The sequence below is a fragment of the Mycobacterium rhizamassiliense genome (assembly GCF_900157375.1).
Lineage (GTDB): Bacteria > Actinomycetota > Actinomycetes > Mycobacteriales > Mycobacteriaceae > Mycobacterium > Mycobacterium rhizamassiliense.
On record NZ_LT721901.1, the window covers coordinates 519,208 to 534,736 of the forward strand.

14 protein-coding genes are annotated in these 15,529 nt (G+C 68.3%); 7 read left to right on the forward strand and 7 right to left on the reverse strand.

Annotation, left to right across the window (positions count from 1 at the left end; genetic code table 11):
- Positions 1-33 precede the first annotated feature (33 nt).
- The 5 genes from MRAB57_RS02540 (at position 34) to MRAB57_RS02560 (ending at position 6,400) form a co-directional block, all read left to right on the forward strand.
- Positions 34-1,572, forward strand: coding sequence for an MFS transporter (locus tag MRAB57_RS02540; RefSeq protein WP_245835808.1), 1,539 nt, complete (start codon positions 34-36; stop codon positions 1,570-1,572).
- The gene (locus MRAB57_RS02545) at positions 1,569-2,387 is read left to right on the forward strand and encodes a class I SAM-dependent methyltransferase (RefSeq protein WP_077086157.1); all 819 of its coding nucleotides are present in this window, start codon (positions 1,569-1,571) and stop codon (positions 2,385-2,387) included. Before MRAB57_RS02540 ends, MRAB57_RS02545 begins: the two co-directional genes overlap by 4 nt.
- Positions 2,384-3,190 carry a class I SAM-dependent methyltransferase gene (locus MRAB57_RS02550; protein ID WP_077086158.1) on the forward strand — a complete coding sequence of 269 codons (807 nt, stop codon included), beginning with the start codon at positions 2,384-2,386 and terminating at the stop codon, positions 3,188-3,190. The genes MRAB57_RS02545 and MRAB57_RS02550 overlap by 4 nt, the downstream gene beginning before the upstream one ends.
- Before the next feature lie 70 nt (positions 3,191-3,260).
- Positions 3,261-4,031, forward strand: coding sequence for a beta-phosphoglucomutase family hydrolase (locus tag MRAB57_RS02555; protein ID WP_425436658.1), 771 nt, complete (start codon positions 3,261-3,263; stop codon positions 4,029-4,031).
- Positions 4,028-6,400, forward strand: a complete 2,373-nt coding sequence (locus MRAB57_RS02560; protein WP_077086160.1) for a glycoside hydrolase family 65 protein — start codon at positions 4,028-4,030, stop codon at positions 6,398-6,400. Before MRAB57_RS02555 ends, MRAB57_RS02560 begins: the two co-directional genes overlap by 4 nt.
- A gap of 4 nt (positions 6,401-6,404) precedes the next feature.
- Here MRAB57_RS02560 and MRAB57_RS02565 read toward each other — a convergent pair whose 3' ends face one another.
- Positions 6,405-6,986, reverse strand: coding sequence for a TetR/AcrR family transcriptional regulator (locus MRAB57_RS02565; RefSeq protein ID WP_077086161.1), 582 nt, complete (start codon positions 6,984-6,986; stop codon positions 6,405-6,407).
- 62 nt (positions 6,987-7,048) lie between these two features.
- On the opposite strand from MRAB57_RS02565, the gene MRAB57_RS02570 reads away from it, so the two are divergent.
- Positions 7,049-7,966 carry a TauD/TfdA dioxygenase family protein gene (locus MRAB57_RS02570; RefSeq protein WP_077086162.1) on the forward strand — a complete coding sequence of 306 codons (918 nt, stop codon included), beginning with the start codon at positions 7,049-7,051 and terminating at the stop codon, positions 7,964-7,966.
- On the opposite strand, the gene MRAB57_RS02575 is transcribed toward MRAB57_RS02570, so the two are convergent.
- The 3 genes from MRAB57_RS02575 to guaB all read right to left on the reverse strand — a co-directional run bounded on the left by MRAB57_RS02575 (position 7,959) and on the right by guaB (position 12,592).
- Positions 7,959-9,695 (reverse strand): GMC oxidoreductase, encoded by a 1,737-nt coding sequence (locus MRAB57_RS02575; RefSeq protein ID WP_077086163.1) that lies wholly within the window; start codon positions 9,693-9,695, stop codon positions 7,959-7,961. The genes MRAB57_RS02570 and MRAB57_RS02575 overlap by 8 nt on opposite strands.
- Positions 9,696-9,839: 144 nt before the next feature.
- Entirely contained in the window at positions 9,840-10,967 is a 1,128-nt protein-coding gene (locus MRAB57_RS02580) for a GuaB3 family IMP dehydrogenase-related protein (protein WP_077090348.1), read from the reverse strand.
- Between the two features lie 14 nt (positions 10,968-10,981).
- Entirely contained in the window at positions 10,982-12,592 is a 1,611-nt protein-coding gene (gene guaB / locus MRAB57_RS02585) for an IMP dehydrogenase (protein ID WP_077086164.1), read from the reverse strand.
- Positions 12,593-12,747: 155 nt separating this feature from the next.
- Between guaB and MRAB57_RS02590 the strand changes: the two genes are divergently transcribed.
- The gene (locus MRAB57_RS02590; protein ID WP_077090349.1) at positions 12,748-13,161 is read left to right on the forward strand and encodes a DUF5319 domain-containing protein; all 414 of its coding nucleotides are present in this window, start codon (positions 12,748-12,750) and stop codon (positions 13,159-13,161) included.
- Between the two features lie 5 nt (positions 13,162-13,166).
- Here the strand turns inward: MRAB57_RS02590 and MRAB57_RS02595 are convergent, their stop codons facing one another.
- From MRAB57_RS02595 to MRAB57_RS02605, 3 genes are all read right to left on the reverse strand, one after another.
- A complete protein-coding gene (locus MRAB57_RS02595) occupies positions 13,167-13,925 on the reverse strand; it encodes an anti-sigma-D factor RsdA (RefSeq protein ID WP_077086165.1) in 759 nt (252 codons plus the stop codon).
- A complete protein-coding gene (locus tag MRAB57_RS02600; protein ID WP_077086166.1) occupies positions 13,918-14,496 on the reverse strand; it encodes a sigma-70 family RNA polymerase sigma factor in 579 nt (192 codons plus the stop codon). Before MRAB57_RS02600 ends, MRAB57_RS02595 begins: the two co-directional genes overlap by 8 nt.
- 68 nt (positions 14,497-14,564) lie before the next feature.
- Positions 14,565-15,389 carry a hypothetical protein gene (locus tag MRAB57_RS02605; RefSeq protein WP_108637867.1) on the reverse strand — a complete coding sequence of 275 codons (825 nt, stop codon included), beginning with the start codon at positions 15,387-15,389 and terminating at the stop codon, positions 14,565-14,567.
- Positions 15,390-15,529 lie beyond the last annotated feature (140 nt).

A 15,529-nucleotide genomic window follows, 5' to 3' on the forward strand; every position in this document is an offset into this window, starting at 1 on the left:
ATTTGTTTGTCTAACAGCTTTACTGTCATGTTCATGCGGACCTTCGCTCTCGCGGTCATCTGCCTTTCCGTGTTCGTCATCAGCGTCGACGCGACCATCGTCAACGTCGCCCTGCCCACGTTGTCGCGCGAGCTGCATGCCGACACGGCCCAGCTGCAATGGATCGTCGACGCCTACACCCTGGTGATGTCCGGGCTGCTGTTGTCGGCCGGCAGCCTCAGCGACCGGTACGGCAGGCGGGGCTCGCTCGCGCTTGGGCTGGTACTGTTCGCCCTCACGTCAGGCGTTGCGGCGCAAGCACATTCGGCCGACCTGCTGATCGCCGCGCGGGCCGCCATGGGCGTGGGCGCCGCAGTGATCTTCCCGACCACGCTGGGGCTGATCACCAACATCTTCACCGACCCCGTCCCGCGCGCCAAGGCGATCGGCCTGTGGGCCGCCATGGTCGGCATCGGGGTGGCGGTGGGGCCGATCAGCGGTGGCTGGTTGCTCGAACACTTCTGGTGGGGCGCGATTTTCATGGTGAACATCCCGGTCGCGGTGCTGGCCATCGCCGGCGGCCTGTTCGTGCCCACGTCGCGCGACCCCGCGGCGCCGCGCATCGACGTCCCCGGGCTGATCCTGTCCGCCGCGGGAGTCACCGCGCTGGTCTATACCGTCATCGAGGCGCCGACGTGGGGCTGGGCCAGCGTCCGGGCGGCGGCCGGCTTCGCCCTGGCGGCCGCCCTGCTCGCCGGCTTCGCGGCGTGGGAGCGCCGCAGCACCCACCCCATGCTGGACGTCTCGGTATTTCTCAACCGCCGGTTCTCCGGCGGCAGCCTGGCCATCACCGCCGGCTTTCTGACGTTGTTCGGGTTCATCTTCGTTATTACCCAGTACTTCCAATTCATCAAGGACTACAGCGCATTTCAGGCCGGTGTCCGACTGCTGCCGGTCGCCGCCTCCATCGCGCTGGCCAGCATCCTGGGTCCCCGGCTCGTCGAACGGATCGGCACCACCGCCGTCGTCGCGGGCGGCCTCGCGGTGTTCGCGGCCGGGCTGGCGTGGGCGTCCACCGCCGACGCGGCGACGCCGTATGACCAGATCGCCATGCAGATGCTGCTGCTCGGCGGCGGCCTCGGCCTGACGTTCGCGCCGGCCACCGAGGCGATCATGGGTTCGTTGCCCGCCGAGAAGGCGGGCGTCGGCTCGGCCGTCAACGACACCACCCGCGAACTCGGCGGCACCCTCGGCGTCGCGATCGTGGGCAGCGTCTTCGCGTCGGTGTACAGCGCCGGTATCGCCTCGGCCACCGCCCTGTCCGTGCTGCCCGCGGATATTCGCTCGGCGATGGGACGCTCAATCGCCCTGGCGCACAACGTCATCGCGCAGCTTCCGCCGGACCGGATGACCGCGGTTCGCGGCGCCGTCAACCGCGCCTTCCTGGACGGCCTGCAGGCGGGCTCGCTGGTCTGCGCGGGCATCGCCCTGGGCTCGGCGGTCGTCGTCGCGTGGCTGCTGCCCGCCCGGGCCCAACAGGCCAACGCTTTGCCGCCCAACATCACTCGCAAGGAAAGGCAGCTCAACCCATGACCGCAACCGAAAGCACCTACCTGCTCGGCCACGAGGACGCGGAGGTACAGCGCCTCCTGCTGCAGGGACGGCTCTACGACGACTACACCGAGCATGCGCTGCGCCTGGCCGGGCTGCGACCGGGCATGCGGGTCCTCGACATCGGATCCGGGCCCGGCGACGTCTCCTTCGTCGCCGCCCGGCTGGTCGGGCCGACCGGGACCGTGCTGGGAGTCGACGCCGCGCCCGAGATGGTCGGCCTGGCCCGCGCCCGCGCTTCCGAAAAAGGCTTTACAACAACGCATTTCGTGAACGCCACCATCGACTCCCTCGCGCTGGACGAGCCGGTCGACGCGGTCATCGGCCGGTTGATCCTGATGCACCTGCCCGACCCGGCCGCCACGTTGCGCCAGCTCAGCTCGTGGGTGCGCCCCGGTGGCCTGATCGTGTTCTCGGAGAACGACATCGCCGCCACCCAAAGCATCCCGGAGATCCCGCTCTTCGCGCGCACTGCGGCGGCAATCACCCGCGCCTTCGAAGCCCTGGGACTCAGCGCGCGGTTCGGCACCACCCTGCACTCCGTCTTCGCCGACGCCGGTCTGGGCACCCCGCGGCTGACCGTGGGCACCCCGATGGGCACCGCCGCCGACACCGACGTCCTCGCCTACGCCGCCGAAGTGTGGCGGCTGGTATCCCCCGTCGCGCAACAGCACGGCTTCGCCATCGACGAGGTCGCCGACATCGACAACTTCGTTCCGCTGTTGCGCAACCAGGTGCGGGCGGCCGACGCGGTCGTCATGATGCCGCCGATGATCACGGCGTGGGTGCAGAAATGAACGACACCATCGAAACCCAGTATTCGACCGGCCTGTCGCGGCGCAACATCGGGCAGGCCCTGATCGGCGCGGGAAAGGATCTCGAGCACCTGGCGCCGGCCGACCTGGGCATGCTGGAGGACTTCCACACCATGGGCCGCATCGCCACCCGCCAACTGGTCGATCTGGCCGGGCTCACCAGCGACAGTTCGGTGCTCGACGCGGGCAGCGGGATCGGCGGCACCGCCCGCTACGTCGCCGATACCTTCGGCAGCCCGGTCACCGCGGTGGACCTCACCGACGAATATTGCGAAACCCACCGCTGGCTGAACGCACTCGTCGGGCTCGGCGACCGGATCACGGTGCAGCAGGGCGACGTCACCACGCTCCCCTTCGCCGACGGCGCCTTCGACATCGTGATCAGCCAGCACGTGCAGATGAACATCGCGGACAAAGCCCGCCTCTACGGCGAAGCCCGCCGGGTGCTGGTTCCCAATGGACGACTTGCCTTGTGGGACATCACTATTGGTGATCCTGGCGAACTCGACTATCCCCTGCCGTGGGCCGATCGACCCGCACGCAGCCATCTGGTCACGCCGGACCAGTTGCGCGCCGTCATCGAATCCGCCGGGTTCACCTTCGCGCACTGGAACGACCTCACCGACCAGGCGGGCGCGCTCATGCAAGCAATGCTCGCGCAGCCGCCAAGCCCGCTGGGCCTGCACGCATTCGTCGCCGACTTCGCGCAGAAGGCCGAAAACCTGACGGCAGCGCTCTCGGATGGACGGCTGCGGGTCATCCAAGGAGTCGCGCGGGCGGAGTAAACATCCTGGGTGATCGCTGGCGGGGCACGGGCAAGCATGGTGAAGTGGGTAGCGCCCGACTACTTCGACAGTGAGGATCCCTGTGCTGGGTCTGCCAGAGAAGGTGCACGCCTGCCTGTTCGACCTCGACGGCGTGCTGACCGACACCGCTAGCGTGCACACCAAGGCGTGGAAGGCCATGTTCGACGCCTTCTTGTCCGAACGGGCCAAGCGCACCGGAGACAAGTTCGTCCCGTTCGACGCGGCGTCGGACTATCGCCAATATGTGGACGGCAAGAAGCGCGAGGACGGGGTCCGTTCGTTCCTGGACAGCCGCGGAATCGAACTGCCCGACGGCAGCCCCGACGACGCGGACGACGCGGACACCGTCTACGGCCTGGGCAACCGCAAGAACGACATGTTCCAAAAAGTGCTCGAAAAAGACGGCGTCGAGGTCTTCGACGGGTCGCGGCGCTACCTGGAGGCGGTGTCGGCGGCCGGGCTCGGCATCGCCGTCGTGTCGTCGAGCGCCAACACCCGCGAGGTGCTCGAGATCACCGGCCTGGACCGGTTCGTCCAGCAGCGCGTGGACGGCGTCACGCTGCGCGAGGAACACATCAAGGGCAAGCCGGCACCCGACTCCTACCTGCGCGGGGCGGAGCTGCTCGGCGTCGCCCCCGACGCGGCCGCGGTCTTCGAGGACGCGTTATCGGGCGTGGCGGCCGGTCGTGCCGGTAACTTCGGCTTCGTGGTAGGAGTCGACAGAGTGGGCCAGGCCGAAGATCTCCGCAAGAACGGCGCGGACGTCGTGGTGACCGATCTCGCCGAATTGCTAGAGGATTCAACCGAGGACAAGTCGTGATCACCCAGGAGGCCTTCCCCGTCGAGCCGTGGGCGGTCCGCGAGACGCGGCTCGACCTCAACCTGATCGCGCAGTCGGAATCGCTGTTTGCCTTGTCCAACGGGCACATTGGGTTGCGCGGCAACCTCGACGAGGGTGAGCCGCACGGTCTGCCGGGCACGTATCTGAACTCCTTCTACGAAATCCGGCCGCTGCCGTACGCCGAGGCGGGCTACGGATATCCGGAAGCCGGCCAGACCGTCGTCGACGTCACCAACGGCAAGATCATTCGCCTATTCGTGGAGGACGAGCCGTTCGACGTGCGGTACGGCAACCTGATCTCCCACGAGCGCTGTCTCGACCTGCGCGCCGGGACGCTGACCCGGTGCGCGCAGTGGAGTTCGCCGGCGGGCAAGGAGGTCAAGGTGACCTCGACCCGGCTGGTGTCGCTGGCCAATCGCAGCGTCGCCGCCATCGAGTACATCGTCGAGGCGGTCGGCGATTTCGTGCGGGTGACCGTGCAATCGGAACTGGTCACCAACGAGGACCAGCCGCAGACCTCGGCCGACCCCCGAGTGTCGGCCATCCTGGACAACCCGCTGGAGGCCGTCGAGCACGACGCCCAGGAGCGTGGCGCGGTGCTCATGCACCGAACCCGGGCCAGCGCGCTGATGATGGCGGCCGGGATGGACCACGAGGTCGAGGTGCCCGGGCGGGTCGAGGTCAGCACCGACGCGCGTCCCGACCTGGCCCGGACCACCGTCATCTGCGGGCTGCGGCCGGGCCAGAAGCTGCGCATCGTCAAATACCTCGCGTACGGCTGGTCCAGCCAGCGCTCCCGGCCCGCGGTGCGCGACCAGGTCGCCGCCGCGATGCACAGCGCCCGGTACAGCGGGTGGGAGGGGCTGCTAAAGGCGCAGCGGGAGTACCTCGACGACTTCTGGGAGAACGCGGACGTCGAGGTCGAGGGCGACTCCGAATCCCAGCAGGCCGTGCGGTTCGGGCTGTTTCACCTGGTGCAGGCCAGCGCCCGCGCCGAGCGCCGCGCGATCCCCAGCAAGGGGCTCACCGGAACCGGTTACGACGGCCACGCCTTCTGGGACACCGAGGGCTACGTCCTGCCGGTGCTGACCTACACGTTGCCGCACGCCGTCGCCGACTCGCTGCGGTGGCGGGCGTCGACGCTGGACCTGGCCCAGGACCGCGCCGCCGAACTCGGGCTGAAGGGCGCCAGCTTCCCCTGGCGGACCATCCGCGGGCAGGAGTGTTCGGCGTACTGGCCGGCCGGCACCGCGGCCTTCCACATCAACGCCGACATCGCGATGGCCTTCGAGCGCTACCGCGTCGTCACCGGCGACCACGACCTAGAGCGGGACTGCGGCGTCACGGTGCTGGTCGAGACGGCCCGGCTGTGGATGTCGCTCGGGCACCACGACCGGCACGGCGTCTGGCACATCGAGGGCATCACCGGGCCCGACGAGTACACGGCGATCGTCCGCGACAACGTGTTCACCAACCTGATGGCCGCGCACAACCTGCACACCGCCGCCGAGGCGTGCAACCGTCACCCGGAGGCCGCCGAGCTCATGGGCGTCACGTCCGAGGAGACCGCGGCCTGGCGCGACGCCGCCGACGCCGTCAACATCCCCTACGACGAGGAACTCGGCGTCCACCAGCAGTGCGAGGGATTCACGAAGTTCGCCGAGTGGGATTTCGAGAAGGACAACAAATACCCGTTGCTGCTGCACGAGGCCTATGTGCGGCTGTACCCCGCGCAGGTGATCAAGCAGGCCGACCTGGTGCTGGCGATGCAGTGGCAGAGCCACGCGTTCACTCCCGAGCAGAAGGCGCGCAACGTCGACTACTACGAGCGCCGCATGGTGCGCGACTCGTCGCTGTCGGCGTGCTCGCAGGCGGTGATGTGCGCCGACGTCGGGCATCTGGAGCTCGCCCACGACTACGCGTACGAGGCCGCGCTGATCGACCTGCGCGACCTGCACAGCAATACCCGCGACGGCTTGCACATGGCCTCGCTGGCCGGCGCCTGGACGGCGATCGTCGGCGGCTTCGGCGGACTGCGCGACGACGAGGGCATCCTGGCGTTGGATCCCCAACTGCCCGACGGCATTTCGCGGCTGCGGTTCCGGGTGCGCTGGCGGGATTTCCGGGTGACGGTCGACGCCAACCACCGCGACGTCACCTACACCGTGCGCGACGGGCCGGGCGGCGAGCTGGTGATCCGGCATGCGGGCGAGGACGTCACGCTGACCACGGAGGCGCCGACGACCATCGCGGTGCACAGGCGCACGCCGCTGCTGCCGCCACCGCCTCAGCCCAAGGGGCGCGAGCCCATGCACCGGTCCCTAGCCAAAGAGAAGACGCACCGCTAGGACCCTAGGGCGGAGTTGTCGCCGGACTGAGAATCCGGCCTACTTCCTTGCGCACGACCTCGCGTATTTCCTCCTCCGTAAGTTCGTCGAGCCCGGTGGCCGAACGCAGGATCGGCGCGAAGAGCCGCCAACCGAATTGCAGGGCGAGGCCGTTGGCGACCGCCAGCCGCGCGCTGACGTCGTCGCCGTGCACCGGTCGCACCCAATCGATCAGGGTCGTGATGTTGGGGAAGCGCTTCTGTAGCTGAGCGGCCGGATACCCGTCGAGCAGCGTGCGCGCCATCACCCGCATCTGCAGGTCCATCGCCTGATCCCGCTCGTCGACCGGCGCACCTGCGCTCAATACCTCGGTCAGGCTGGTACCCAGGTGGTCCAGCACGGCACCGACCAGCTGGTCCTTGGTGCCGAAGTGCCGAAATACCAGTCCGTGGTTGACCTTCGCGCGGGCGGCGATGTCGCGGATCGACGTCGCGGCGGGCCCACGCTCGGCGAACAGTCCGGTGGCGGCCTCCAGGATCGCCGCCGCCACCTCTTCGCGCCCGGTCGGAATCTCGCTTTGCGGGGCCCTTGCGGATTGTGTAGTCATGTGTCTACAGTAGTCGTGTAGTCGATTGACTACAGTGTCATATCGGGAAAAGAGACGAAAAAATGACGAACTCAGTCACCGTCACCAAGCTCGGCAGCCGGATCGGCGCCCGCATCGATGGCGTCCGGCTCAGCGGCAACCTGGATCAGGCCTCGGTCGACGAGATCCACTGGGCGCTGCTGAGCCACAAGGTGATCTTCTTCCGCGGTCAGCACCACCTCGACGACGCCGAACAGCTGGCCTTCGCCAGCTTGCTGGGCACCCCGATCGGCCACCCGTCCGCGCTGATGGCCACCGAGGGCGCGCCGACCATCACGCCGATCGACTCCGAACACGGCAAGGCCAACCGCTGGCACACCGACGTCACCTTCGCCGCGAACTACCCGGCGGCCTCGATCCTGCGTGCGGTGAAGCTGCCCAGCTATGGCGGTTCGACGCTGTGGGCCTCGACCGTGGCGGCCTATGCCGACCTGCCCGAACCGCTCAAGCGGATGGCCGACAACCTGTGGGCGGTGCACAGCAACCGCTACGACTACATCGCCGAGGAAGCGCAGGCGATGTGGACCGACAACCAGCGCCTGTTTCGGCAGCTGTTCGAAAAACCGGACTTCCGCACCGAGCACCCGGTGGTGCGGGTGCACCCGGAGACCGGTGAACGCAGCCTGCTCGCCGGCGACTTCGTGCGCAACTTCAGCGGGCTGGACCGCCACGAATCGGATGCGCTGTTCGTTCTACTACAACGCCGAATCACGTTGCCGGAGAACACTATTCACTGGAACTGGGCGGACGGCGACGTCGCCATCTGGGACAACCGGTCGACCCAGCACCGGGCCGTCGACGACTACGACGACGAGCCCCGTCTGATGCATCGCGTGACCCTGATGGGCGATGTGCCCGTCAACGTCTATGGGGAACGGAGCCGAATCCTCAACGGCGCACCACTTGAGGTGCCGCGCGGCCGGTTGACCTGCGTCAGCTGACCGAGCCGAGGGGATCGATCGGCGACCAACGAAGCGCACCCGGGGCGGAGAGGGGCACTCGCGGATGCGCTGGGGGGATCGGGGCCAGGCGTTTATACGCCTGGCCCTGCTCCGGTCGCTGGTCGTTCTCGCCCTTGTTGGGCCATAGCGATGCGGCCCGCTCGGCCTGCGCGGTGATGGACAGCGACGGGTTGACGCCCAGGTTCGCCGAGATCGCCGCGCCGTCCACCACGTAGAGGGTCGGGTAGCCGTACACCCGGTGATAGGGGTCGATCACTCCGTGCTCGGGGCTGTCGCCGATCGCCGCCCCACCGAGGAAGTGCGCGGTCAGCGGGATGTTGAACAGCTCGCCCCAGGTGCCGCCGGCCACGCCGTCGATCTTCTCGGCGATGCGGCGGGTGACCTCGTTGCCGACCGGGATCCAGGTCGGGTTGGGCTCGCCGTGGCCCTGCTTGCTGGTGAACCAGCGGATGCCGAGCTTGCCGCGCTTGGTGAACGTGGTGATCGAGTTGTCCAGGTGCTGCATCACCAGCGCGATCACCGTGCGCTCGCTCCACTGCCGGGGGTTGAGCAGCCGCAACATCTTGCCCGGATCCTCGCCGGCGTTGTCGAACAACTGGCGCCACCGCGGCTTGTCGGTGCCGCCCGGGCCGGGGCCGTCGGTCATCAGCGTCTGCAGCAGGCCCATCGCGTTGGAGCCCTTGCCGTAGCGCACCGGTTCGACGTGGGTGTCCGCGGTCGGATGGATCGACGACGTGATCGCCACGCCGTGCGTCAGGTCCAGATCCGGGGAGACCTTCAACCGTCCGGCGCCGACGATCGATTCGGAGTTGGTGCGGGTCAGCACGCCCACCTGTTTCGACAGGCGCGGTAGCTTGCCCTTGTCGCGCATGTTGAACAGCAGGTGCTGGGTGCCCCAGGTGCCCGCCGCCAGGATCACGTTCGCGGCCGTGTAGGTGCGCTTGGTCCTGCGTACCCAGCTGCCGGTCCGGACCGTGCGAACCTCCCACACTCCGTCCGGACGCTGCTCGAAACTCTTCACCGTTGTCATCGGGATGACTTGTGCGCCCGCGGATTCCGCGAGGCCAAGGTAGTTCTTCAACAGGGTGTTCTTGGCCCCGAAGCGGCAGCCCGTCATGCACGATCCGCACTCGAGGCAGCCGGTGCGTTCCGGCCCGGCACCGCCGAAGAATGGGTCGGGCACCTTGACGCCCGGCGCCTTGGTGCCATCCGGCCCGAAGAACACCCCGACCGGCGTCGGCACGAAGGTGTCGCCGCAGCCCATGTCGTCGGCGACCTCTTTGACGATGCGGTCGGCGTCGGTGAACGTGGGGTTGGTGACCACGCCCAGCATCCGCTGCGCCTGCTGGTAATGCGGCGTCAGCTCGCTGCGCCAGTCGGTGATGTGCGACCACTGCCGGTCTTTGAAGAACGGCTCCGGCGGTACGTACAGGGTGTTGGCGTAGTTGAGCGATCCACCGCCCACCCCGGCGCCGGCCAGGATCAGCACGTTCTTCAGGGGGTGGATCCGCTGGATGCCGAAGCAGCCCAACCGCGGGGCCCACAGAAACTTGCGCAGATTCCACGACGTCTTGGCGAAATCCTCGTCGGCGTAGCGGCGCCCGGCCTCCAATACGCCTACGCGGTAACCCTTTTCGGTGAGCCGCAGCGCGCTGACGCTGCCGCCGAACCCCGAACCGATGATCAATACGTCATAGTCTGGCTTCATCCCCACCAGTATGAACTTACCGGCCGGTAACGAGCCAGTGTCAGCCCCCGACGGTCAGGCCGAAACTCCCCGGCTCGAGCGTGAAGTCAGTTTCACGTTCGACGCCGACCGTGAAGTTAGTTTCACGGTCGAGCGTCCAGAAACTCAGCCCCCGACGGTCAGGCCGACCTTCTGAAATTCCTTGAGATCGCAGTAGCCGGCCTTGGCCATCGATCGCCGCAGACCCCCGACGAGGTTGATGCTGCCGAACGGGTCGTCGGACGGGCCGTTGAGGACCTGCTCGAGGGGCGGGCGCTCGCCGACGGCGATTTGCAGCAGGGCACCGCGCGGCAGCGACGGGTGCGCCGCCGCGGTCGGCCAGAACCAGCCATCGCCCAGCGCCTCGGCGGATCCGGCCAGCGGCGTGCCCAGCACCACGGCGTCCGCGCCGCAGGCGATGGCCTTGGCCAGCTCGCCGGAGGTGTGGATGTCGCCGTCGGCCAGCACGTGCACGTACCGGCCGCCGGTCTCGTCGAGGTATTCGCGGCGCGCGGCGGCGGCGTCGGCGATCGCGGTGGCCATCGGCACGCTGATGCCCAGCACCTCGTCGCTGGTGGTCACACCGCGGGTGGAGCCGTAGCCGACGATGACACCGGCGGCGCCGGTGCGCATCAGATGCAGCGCGGTGCGGTGATCGAGCACGCCGCCCACCACCACCGGCACGTCGAGCTCGGAGATGAAGCTCTTCAGGTTCAGCGGTTCGCCGTCGCTGGCCACCCGCTCGGCCGAGACGATCGTGCCCTGGATGACCAGCAGGTCGATGCCGGCCTGCAGCAGCACCGGGGTGAGCGCCTGGGCGTTTTGCGGGCTGACCCGCACCGCGGTGGTCACGCCGGCCTCGCGAATGCGCGCGACGGCGGCGCCCAGCAGGTCGGGGTTCAGCGGCGCGGCGTGCAGCTCCTGCAGCAGCCGGATCGACGCCGACGGTTCGGGTTCCTTTTCGGCGGCCTCCAGCAGCTGAACGATCTTGGACTGGACATCGGCGTGGCGACCGATCAGGCCCTCGCCGTTGAGCACACCCAGTCCGCCGAGCCGGCCCAGCTCGATCGCGAACTCCGGCGATACCAGGGCGTCGGTCGGGTGGGCCACCACCGGGATCTCGAACCGGTAGGCGTCCAGCTGCCAGGCCGTCGACACGTCCTGCGACGAGCGGGTGCGCCGCGACGGCACGATGCTGATTTCACTGAGCTCATACGTACGACGGGCAGCTCTGCCCATGCCGATCTCGACCATTGCCAGTTCGCTGTTCACCGGGCGTAGTAGTTGGGCGCTTCGACCGTCATCGCGACGTCGTGCGGATGGCTTTCTTTCAGCCCGGCCGCGGTGATGCGGACGAACTGCGCCTGCTGCAGTACCTCGATGCTGGGCGAGCCGGTGTAGCCCATCGCGGCACGCAGGCCCCCGACCAGCTGGTGGATCACCGACGACAGCGGGCCGCGGTACGGCACCCGGCCCTCGATGCCCTCGGGCACCAGCTTGTCCTCGCTCAACGCGTCGTCGGCGAAGTAGCGGTCCTTGGAGTAGGACCTGCCAGCACTCCCAGCCCCGCTGCGGCCGGCCATGGCGCCCAGCGACCCCATGCCTCGGTAGCTCTTGAATTGCTTGCCGTTGACGAAGATCGTCTCGCCCGGCGCCTCGGCGGTGCCGGCCAGCAGCGAACCCAGCATGGCCGTCGACGCCCCGGCCGCCAGCGCCTTGGCGATGTCGCCGGAATACTGCAGCCCGCCGTCGGCGATCACCGGCACACCGGCCGGGCGGCACACCGCGACGGCTTCCAGAATCGCCGTGATCTGAGGGGCGCCGACGCCGGCCACCACCCGGGTGGTGCAGATCGAACCCGGGCCCACCCCGACCTTGACGGCGTCGGCTCCGGCGTCGACCAGGGCCGCGGCTGCCGATCGGGTGGCGACGTTGCCGCCGATCACCTCAACCTTCTCGCCGACTTCGGCCTTGAGCTTGCCGACCATGTCGAGCACCAGCCGGTTGTGCGCGTGCGCGGTGTCCACGATCAGCACGTCGGCCCCGGCGTCGACCAGCATCATCGCCCGCACCCAGGCGTCGCCACCGACGCCGACCGCCGCGCCGACCAGCAGGCGGCCGTCGCTGTCCTTGGTGGCCAGGGGGTGTTGCTCGGTCTTGACGAAGTCCTTGACGGTGATCAGCCCGGTCAGCCGGCCGTGCCCGTCGACGATTGGCAGCTTCTCGATCTTGTTGCGGCGCAGCAGGCCCAGCGCGGCGTCCGCGGACACGCCCTCCCGGGCGGTGATCAGCGGGGCCTTGGTCATCACCTCGGCGACCTGCCTGGTCTGGTCGACCTCGAAGCGCAGGTCGCGGTTGGTGATGATGCCGACCAGCGAACCGGACTCGTCGACCACCGGCAGCCCGGAAATCCGGAACCGGGCGCACAGCGCCTCGACCTGGGCCAACGTGTTGTCGGGGCGGCAGGTCACCGGGTCGGTGACCATCCCCGCCTCGGAGCGCTTGACCATCTCGACCTGACCGGCCTGTTCGGCCACCGGCAGGTTGCGGTGGAGGACACCCATGCCGCCGGCGCGGGCCATGGCGATCGCCATCCGCGACTCGGTGACCGTGTCCATCGCCGAGCTGACCAGCGGAACCTTGAGCCGAATCTTCCTGGTGAGCTGGCTGGAGGTGTCCGCGGTGGCGGGCACCACGTCCGAGGCGGCGGGCAGCAGCAGGACGTCGTCGAACGTCAGGCCCAGCATCGCCACCTTGTGTGGGTCGTCGCCCCCGGTGGGGACCGAGTCGTCGGTCAACCCCGGCACGGGCGCGTTGCGCACGTAGGGGCTGCCGACCAGGTCGGAGCTGTCTTCTAGGTGGGACGTGCCACGCGACATATGGTGAGGCCCTCCATACGAATGCTTGGAGTGAGAAGCCCATCCTATCGGCTCGCCGATCGTGCATCGCCCCTTGTTCCTGGCGCGCCGCGTTCCCGCGCGACGCGGCACTTCCCTGCTGGCGTTATCACGCCCGGCTTGCGTAGGCTGTGGGCGTGCGTGATCACCTCCCGCCCGGTTTGCCACCCGACCCGTTCGCCGACGATCCTTGCGATCCGTCGGCGGCGCTGGAAGCTGTCGAACCCGGGCAACCCCTGGATCAACAGGAGCGGATGGCGGTCGAGGCTGACCTGGCCGATCTGGCGGTCTACGAGGCCTTGTTGGCGCACAGAGGAATTCGCGGACTCGTGGTGTGCTGTGACGAATGCCAGCAGGACCACTACCACGACTGGGACATGCTGCGGGCAAACCTGCTGCAGCTGCTGATCGACGGCACCGTTCGCCCGCACGAGCCGGCGTACGACCCCGAGCCGGAGGCCTACGTCACGTGGGATTACTGCCGCGGCTACGCCGACGCTTCGCTCAACGAGGCGACGTCAGACGCCGACGGCTTTCACTGGCGTCACTGAACCACTTAACTCACTGAATCACTGAGGCGGCGCGACCGTAGTCGGCGGCTGCCCGTGATGGTGATGCTTGCTCGGTGGCGGGCTCGGCGGCGGCGGGGCCGCCACCGAGCAAGCATCACCATCACGGGCGAGGCGACGGGCGGCGGCACGAAGATCGGCGGCGACGCGGCCGGCAGGGTCGCGTTCGGGTCGCGCGCCACGACCTTGGTGTGCAGCAGGTTCACCTCGTCCATCAGATCGTTTCGGCCGGTGCCTGCGTCCATGGATTGCAGCGTGCTGCTGATCTCGTCCAACTGGCTCTGCGCCTGGACCCATTCGCCCTTGTCGATCATTTCCTGAACCTTGGCCAGCTCGGCCTTGGCGGACAGCTCGATCTGGTTCTGGTTCATGTGTGGCTCGTCGAAGAACATCGCATGCAGGCCGTAGAGCGTGTCCCCGGGCCTGGCCTCGGCGACCACCGCGCCAAAACCGCTGAGCACCAACAGCGTTGCCGCGACCGATCCGATCGTCGCCACACCGCGACGGCCGTGCCGCCGATCCTCGAGCCCGGCGTGCCATGCGGCGATGGCCTCTTCCGGTGAGACCAGGGCGCTGGCCGGCGGCCACCTCAGGTCGTCGCGCCAGTCGCCGAGCAGCATGGCCAGCGCGCCCTCGTTGGGATCGTCGGCGTCGAATTTCTCGCGATTGGCCAGCGCGTCGAGCAGCTGGTCGGTGTGGACCAACTCGTCGATCCCCGGCCGGTCGGGAAGAGCGAACTCAGGCATAGTCACCTGCCGCGACGATCTCGGACTTGAGCCGGGCCAGCGCCCGGTGTTGGGCAACGCGCACCGCTCCCGCCGTCGCGCCGACGGCAGCGGCAGTCTCCTCGGCCGACAGGCCTACCACCACGCGCAGGATCAGAATCTCGCGCTGCTTGGCGGGCAGGATCTCGAGCAGCTCGCCCATGCGGCCTGCCGAATCGGATTGCATGGCCCGCTGTTCCGGGCCGGCTTCGGTCGACCAGCGCTCGGGCACCGTCTCGGCAGGGAACGCGAGGTCGCGTCCGGCCGCGCGGTGGGCGTCGGCCACTTTGTGTGCCGCGATGCCGTACAAGAAAGCCAGAAAGGGACGCCCTCTGTCCTTGTAGCGCGGCAGCGCCGTCAGAGTCGCCAAGCACACCTCCTGAGCCACGTCGTCGGCCGAGAGGCCACCCCGATCGGTTGTGCCGACTCGCGCTCGGCAATATCGCACAACAATCGGACGGATGGTCTCCAGCACCTCCCGAAGCGCGTTCCTGTCCCCCGCTACGGCATCGGCTACCACAGCGTCGAGAGGACGTTCCGCTTGAATTGTCATCGACGGCGGTATCTCCAACGTTACGAAGCGAGCACATCACGGGCGAACCCCCGCAATGACCATAACCGTCAGAGGCCGTTATGGTCGGAACGCCATCTACCACCGGCGCGCCGTACCTGACCTGCGCAGATATCCCTAATTTCAGCCAATTTCGGCCCCGGAATCGTGACGCTGCCGATATCGAACAGCAAGCAGGCCGAGGCCCAACGCAACGGAATCAGCCCCAGACGGCCGGTGGCGGCCAGCGCCGCGTCGCCGACAGTGCGGGCGCGGTCGATCTCGCCGGCGCTACACAGCGCGGCCGCGAGCACCACGTGGCTCTTGACGCCGTGGCGCACTGACGCGACGTCCATCGCCTCGGCCAGTGCCAACGCTTCCAAGGCATGGCCGACCGCCGCCGGGCCGTCGCCGGTGAACATCGCCAGCTCGGCGCCCACCCACTGACGGCGCACCGCGAGCCGCTCCGGAGCGGACTGCAGTACCGAGTCCGCCCGCGCCAACAACGTGTGCGCCGCAGCAAAGCGGCCGATGCCCAGCGCGTCGGCGGCGAGCCCGACCAGTGCATCAGCGCAGGCTTCGGCGTCGGTGCCGGCCAGCGCCAGGGCGCGACCGTCCCAGCCGCGCGCCAGCGCATGCCAACCCAGCTGGCGCAGAAACGATCCATGGGTGCTGTAAGCCAGCGAGACCAACCGGCCGATGCCACCGCCGCGGCGCACTTCGGCCAGGTCGCGGTAGGCGCTGCCGTAGCGGCCCTGCCCGCCCGCGGCAACGGCCCGCAGCCACAACTGGTTTGGCGTCGTCGCTGCGGGCAACGGCCAGGTGTCGGGCCGGTTCCCGAACGCGGCGTCGACCAGCGTCGGCTCAACCGGCAAAATGTGACGAGTTTCAATCACAATGATAGTAGTAAACAGTTAGTAGTGTCCGTGTTACCAAAGTGTTAATCACCACCGGCCCTGTAATAAATGGTTTCCAGTGCCCATTGGGCCCTGAGCTGGGAAATCGTGGTCTGGTCAACTGGCCTGGTAGCACCCTT

What these genes read in the sequence shown, in the direction of transcription:
- MRAB57_RS02540 (WP_245835808.1), top strand. Translation starts at nt 34, where the DNA reads ATGCGGACCTTCGCTCTCGCGGTCATCTGCCTTTCCGTGTTCGTCATC.
- MRAB57_RS02545 (WP_077086157.1), top strand. Translation starts at nt 1,569, where the DNA reads ATGACCGCAACCGAAAGCACCTACCTGCTCGGCCACGAGGACGCGGAG.
- MRAB57_RS02550 (WP_077086158.1), top strand. Translation starts at nt 2,384, where the DNA reads ATGAACGACACCATCGAAACCCAGTATTCGACCGGCCTGTCGCGGCGC.
- MRAB57_RS02565 (WP_077086161.1), bottom strand. Translation starts at nt 6,986, where the DNA reads ATGACTACACAATCCGCAAGGGCCCCGCAAAGCGAGATTCCGACCGGG.
- MRAB57_RS02570 (WP_077086162.1), top strand. Translation starts at nt 7,049, where the DNA reads ATGACGAACTCAGTCACCGTCACCAAGCTCGGCAGCCGGATCGGCGCC.
- MRAB57_RS02575 (WP_077086163.1), bottom strand. Translation starts at nt 9,695, where the DNA reads ATGAAGCCAGACTATGACGTATTGATCATCGGTTCGGGGTTCGGCGGC.
- MRAB57_RS02580 (WP_077090348.1), bottom strand. Translation starts at nt 10,967, where the DNA reads ATGGTCGAGATCGGCATGGGCAGAGCTGCCCGTCGTACGTATGAGCTC.
- guaB (WP_077086164.1), bottom strand. Translation starts at nt 12,592, where the DNA reads ATGTCGCGTGGCACGTCCCACCTAGAAGACAGCTCCGACCTGGTCGGC.
- MRAB57_RS02595 (WP_077086165.1), bottom strand. Translation starts at nt 13,925, where the DNA reads ATGCCTGAGTTCGCTCTTCCCGACCGGCCGGGGATCGACGAGTTGGTC.
- MRAB57_RS02600 (WP_077086166.1), bottom strand. Translation starts at nt 14,496, where the DNA reads ATGACAATTCAAGCGGAACGTCCTCTCGACGCTGTGGTAGCCGATGCC.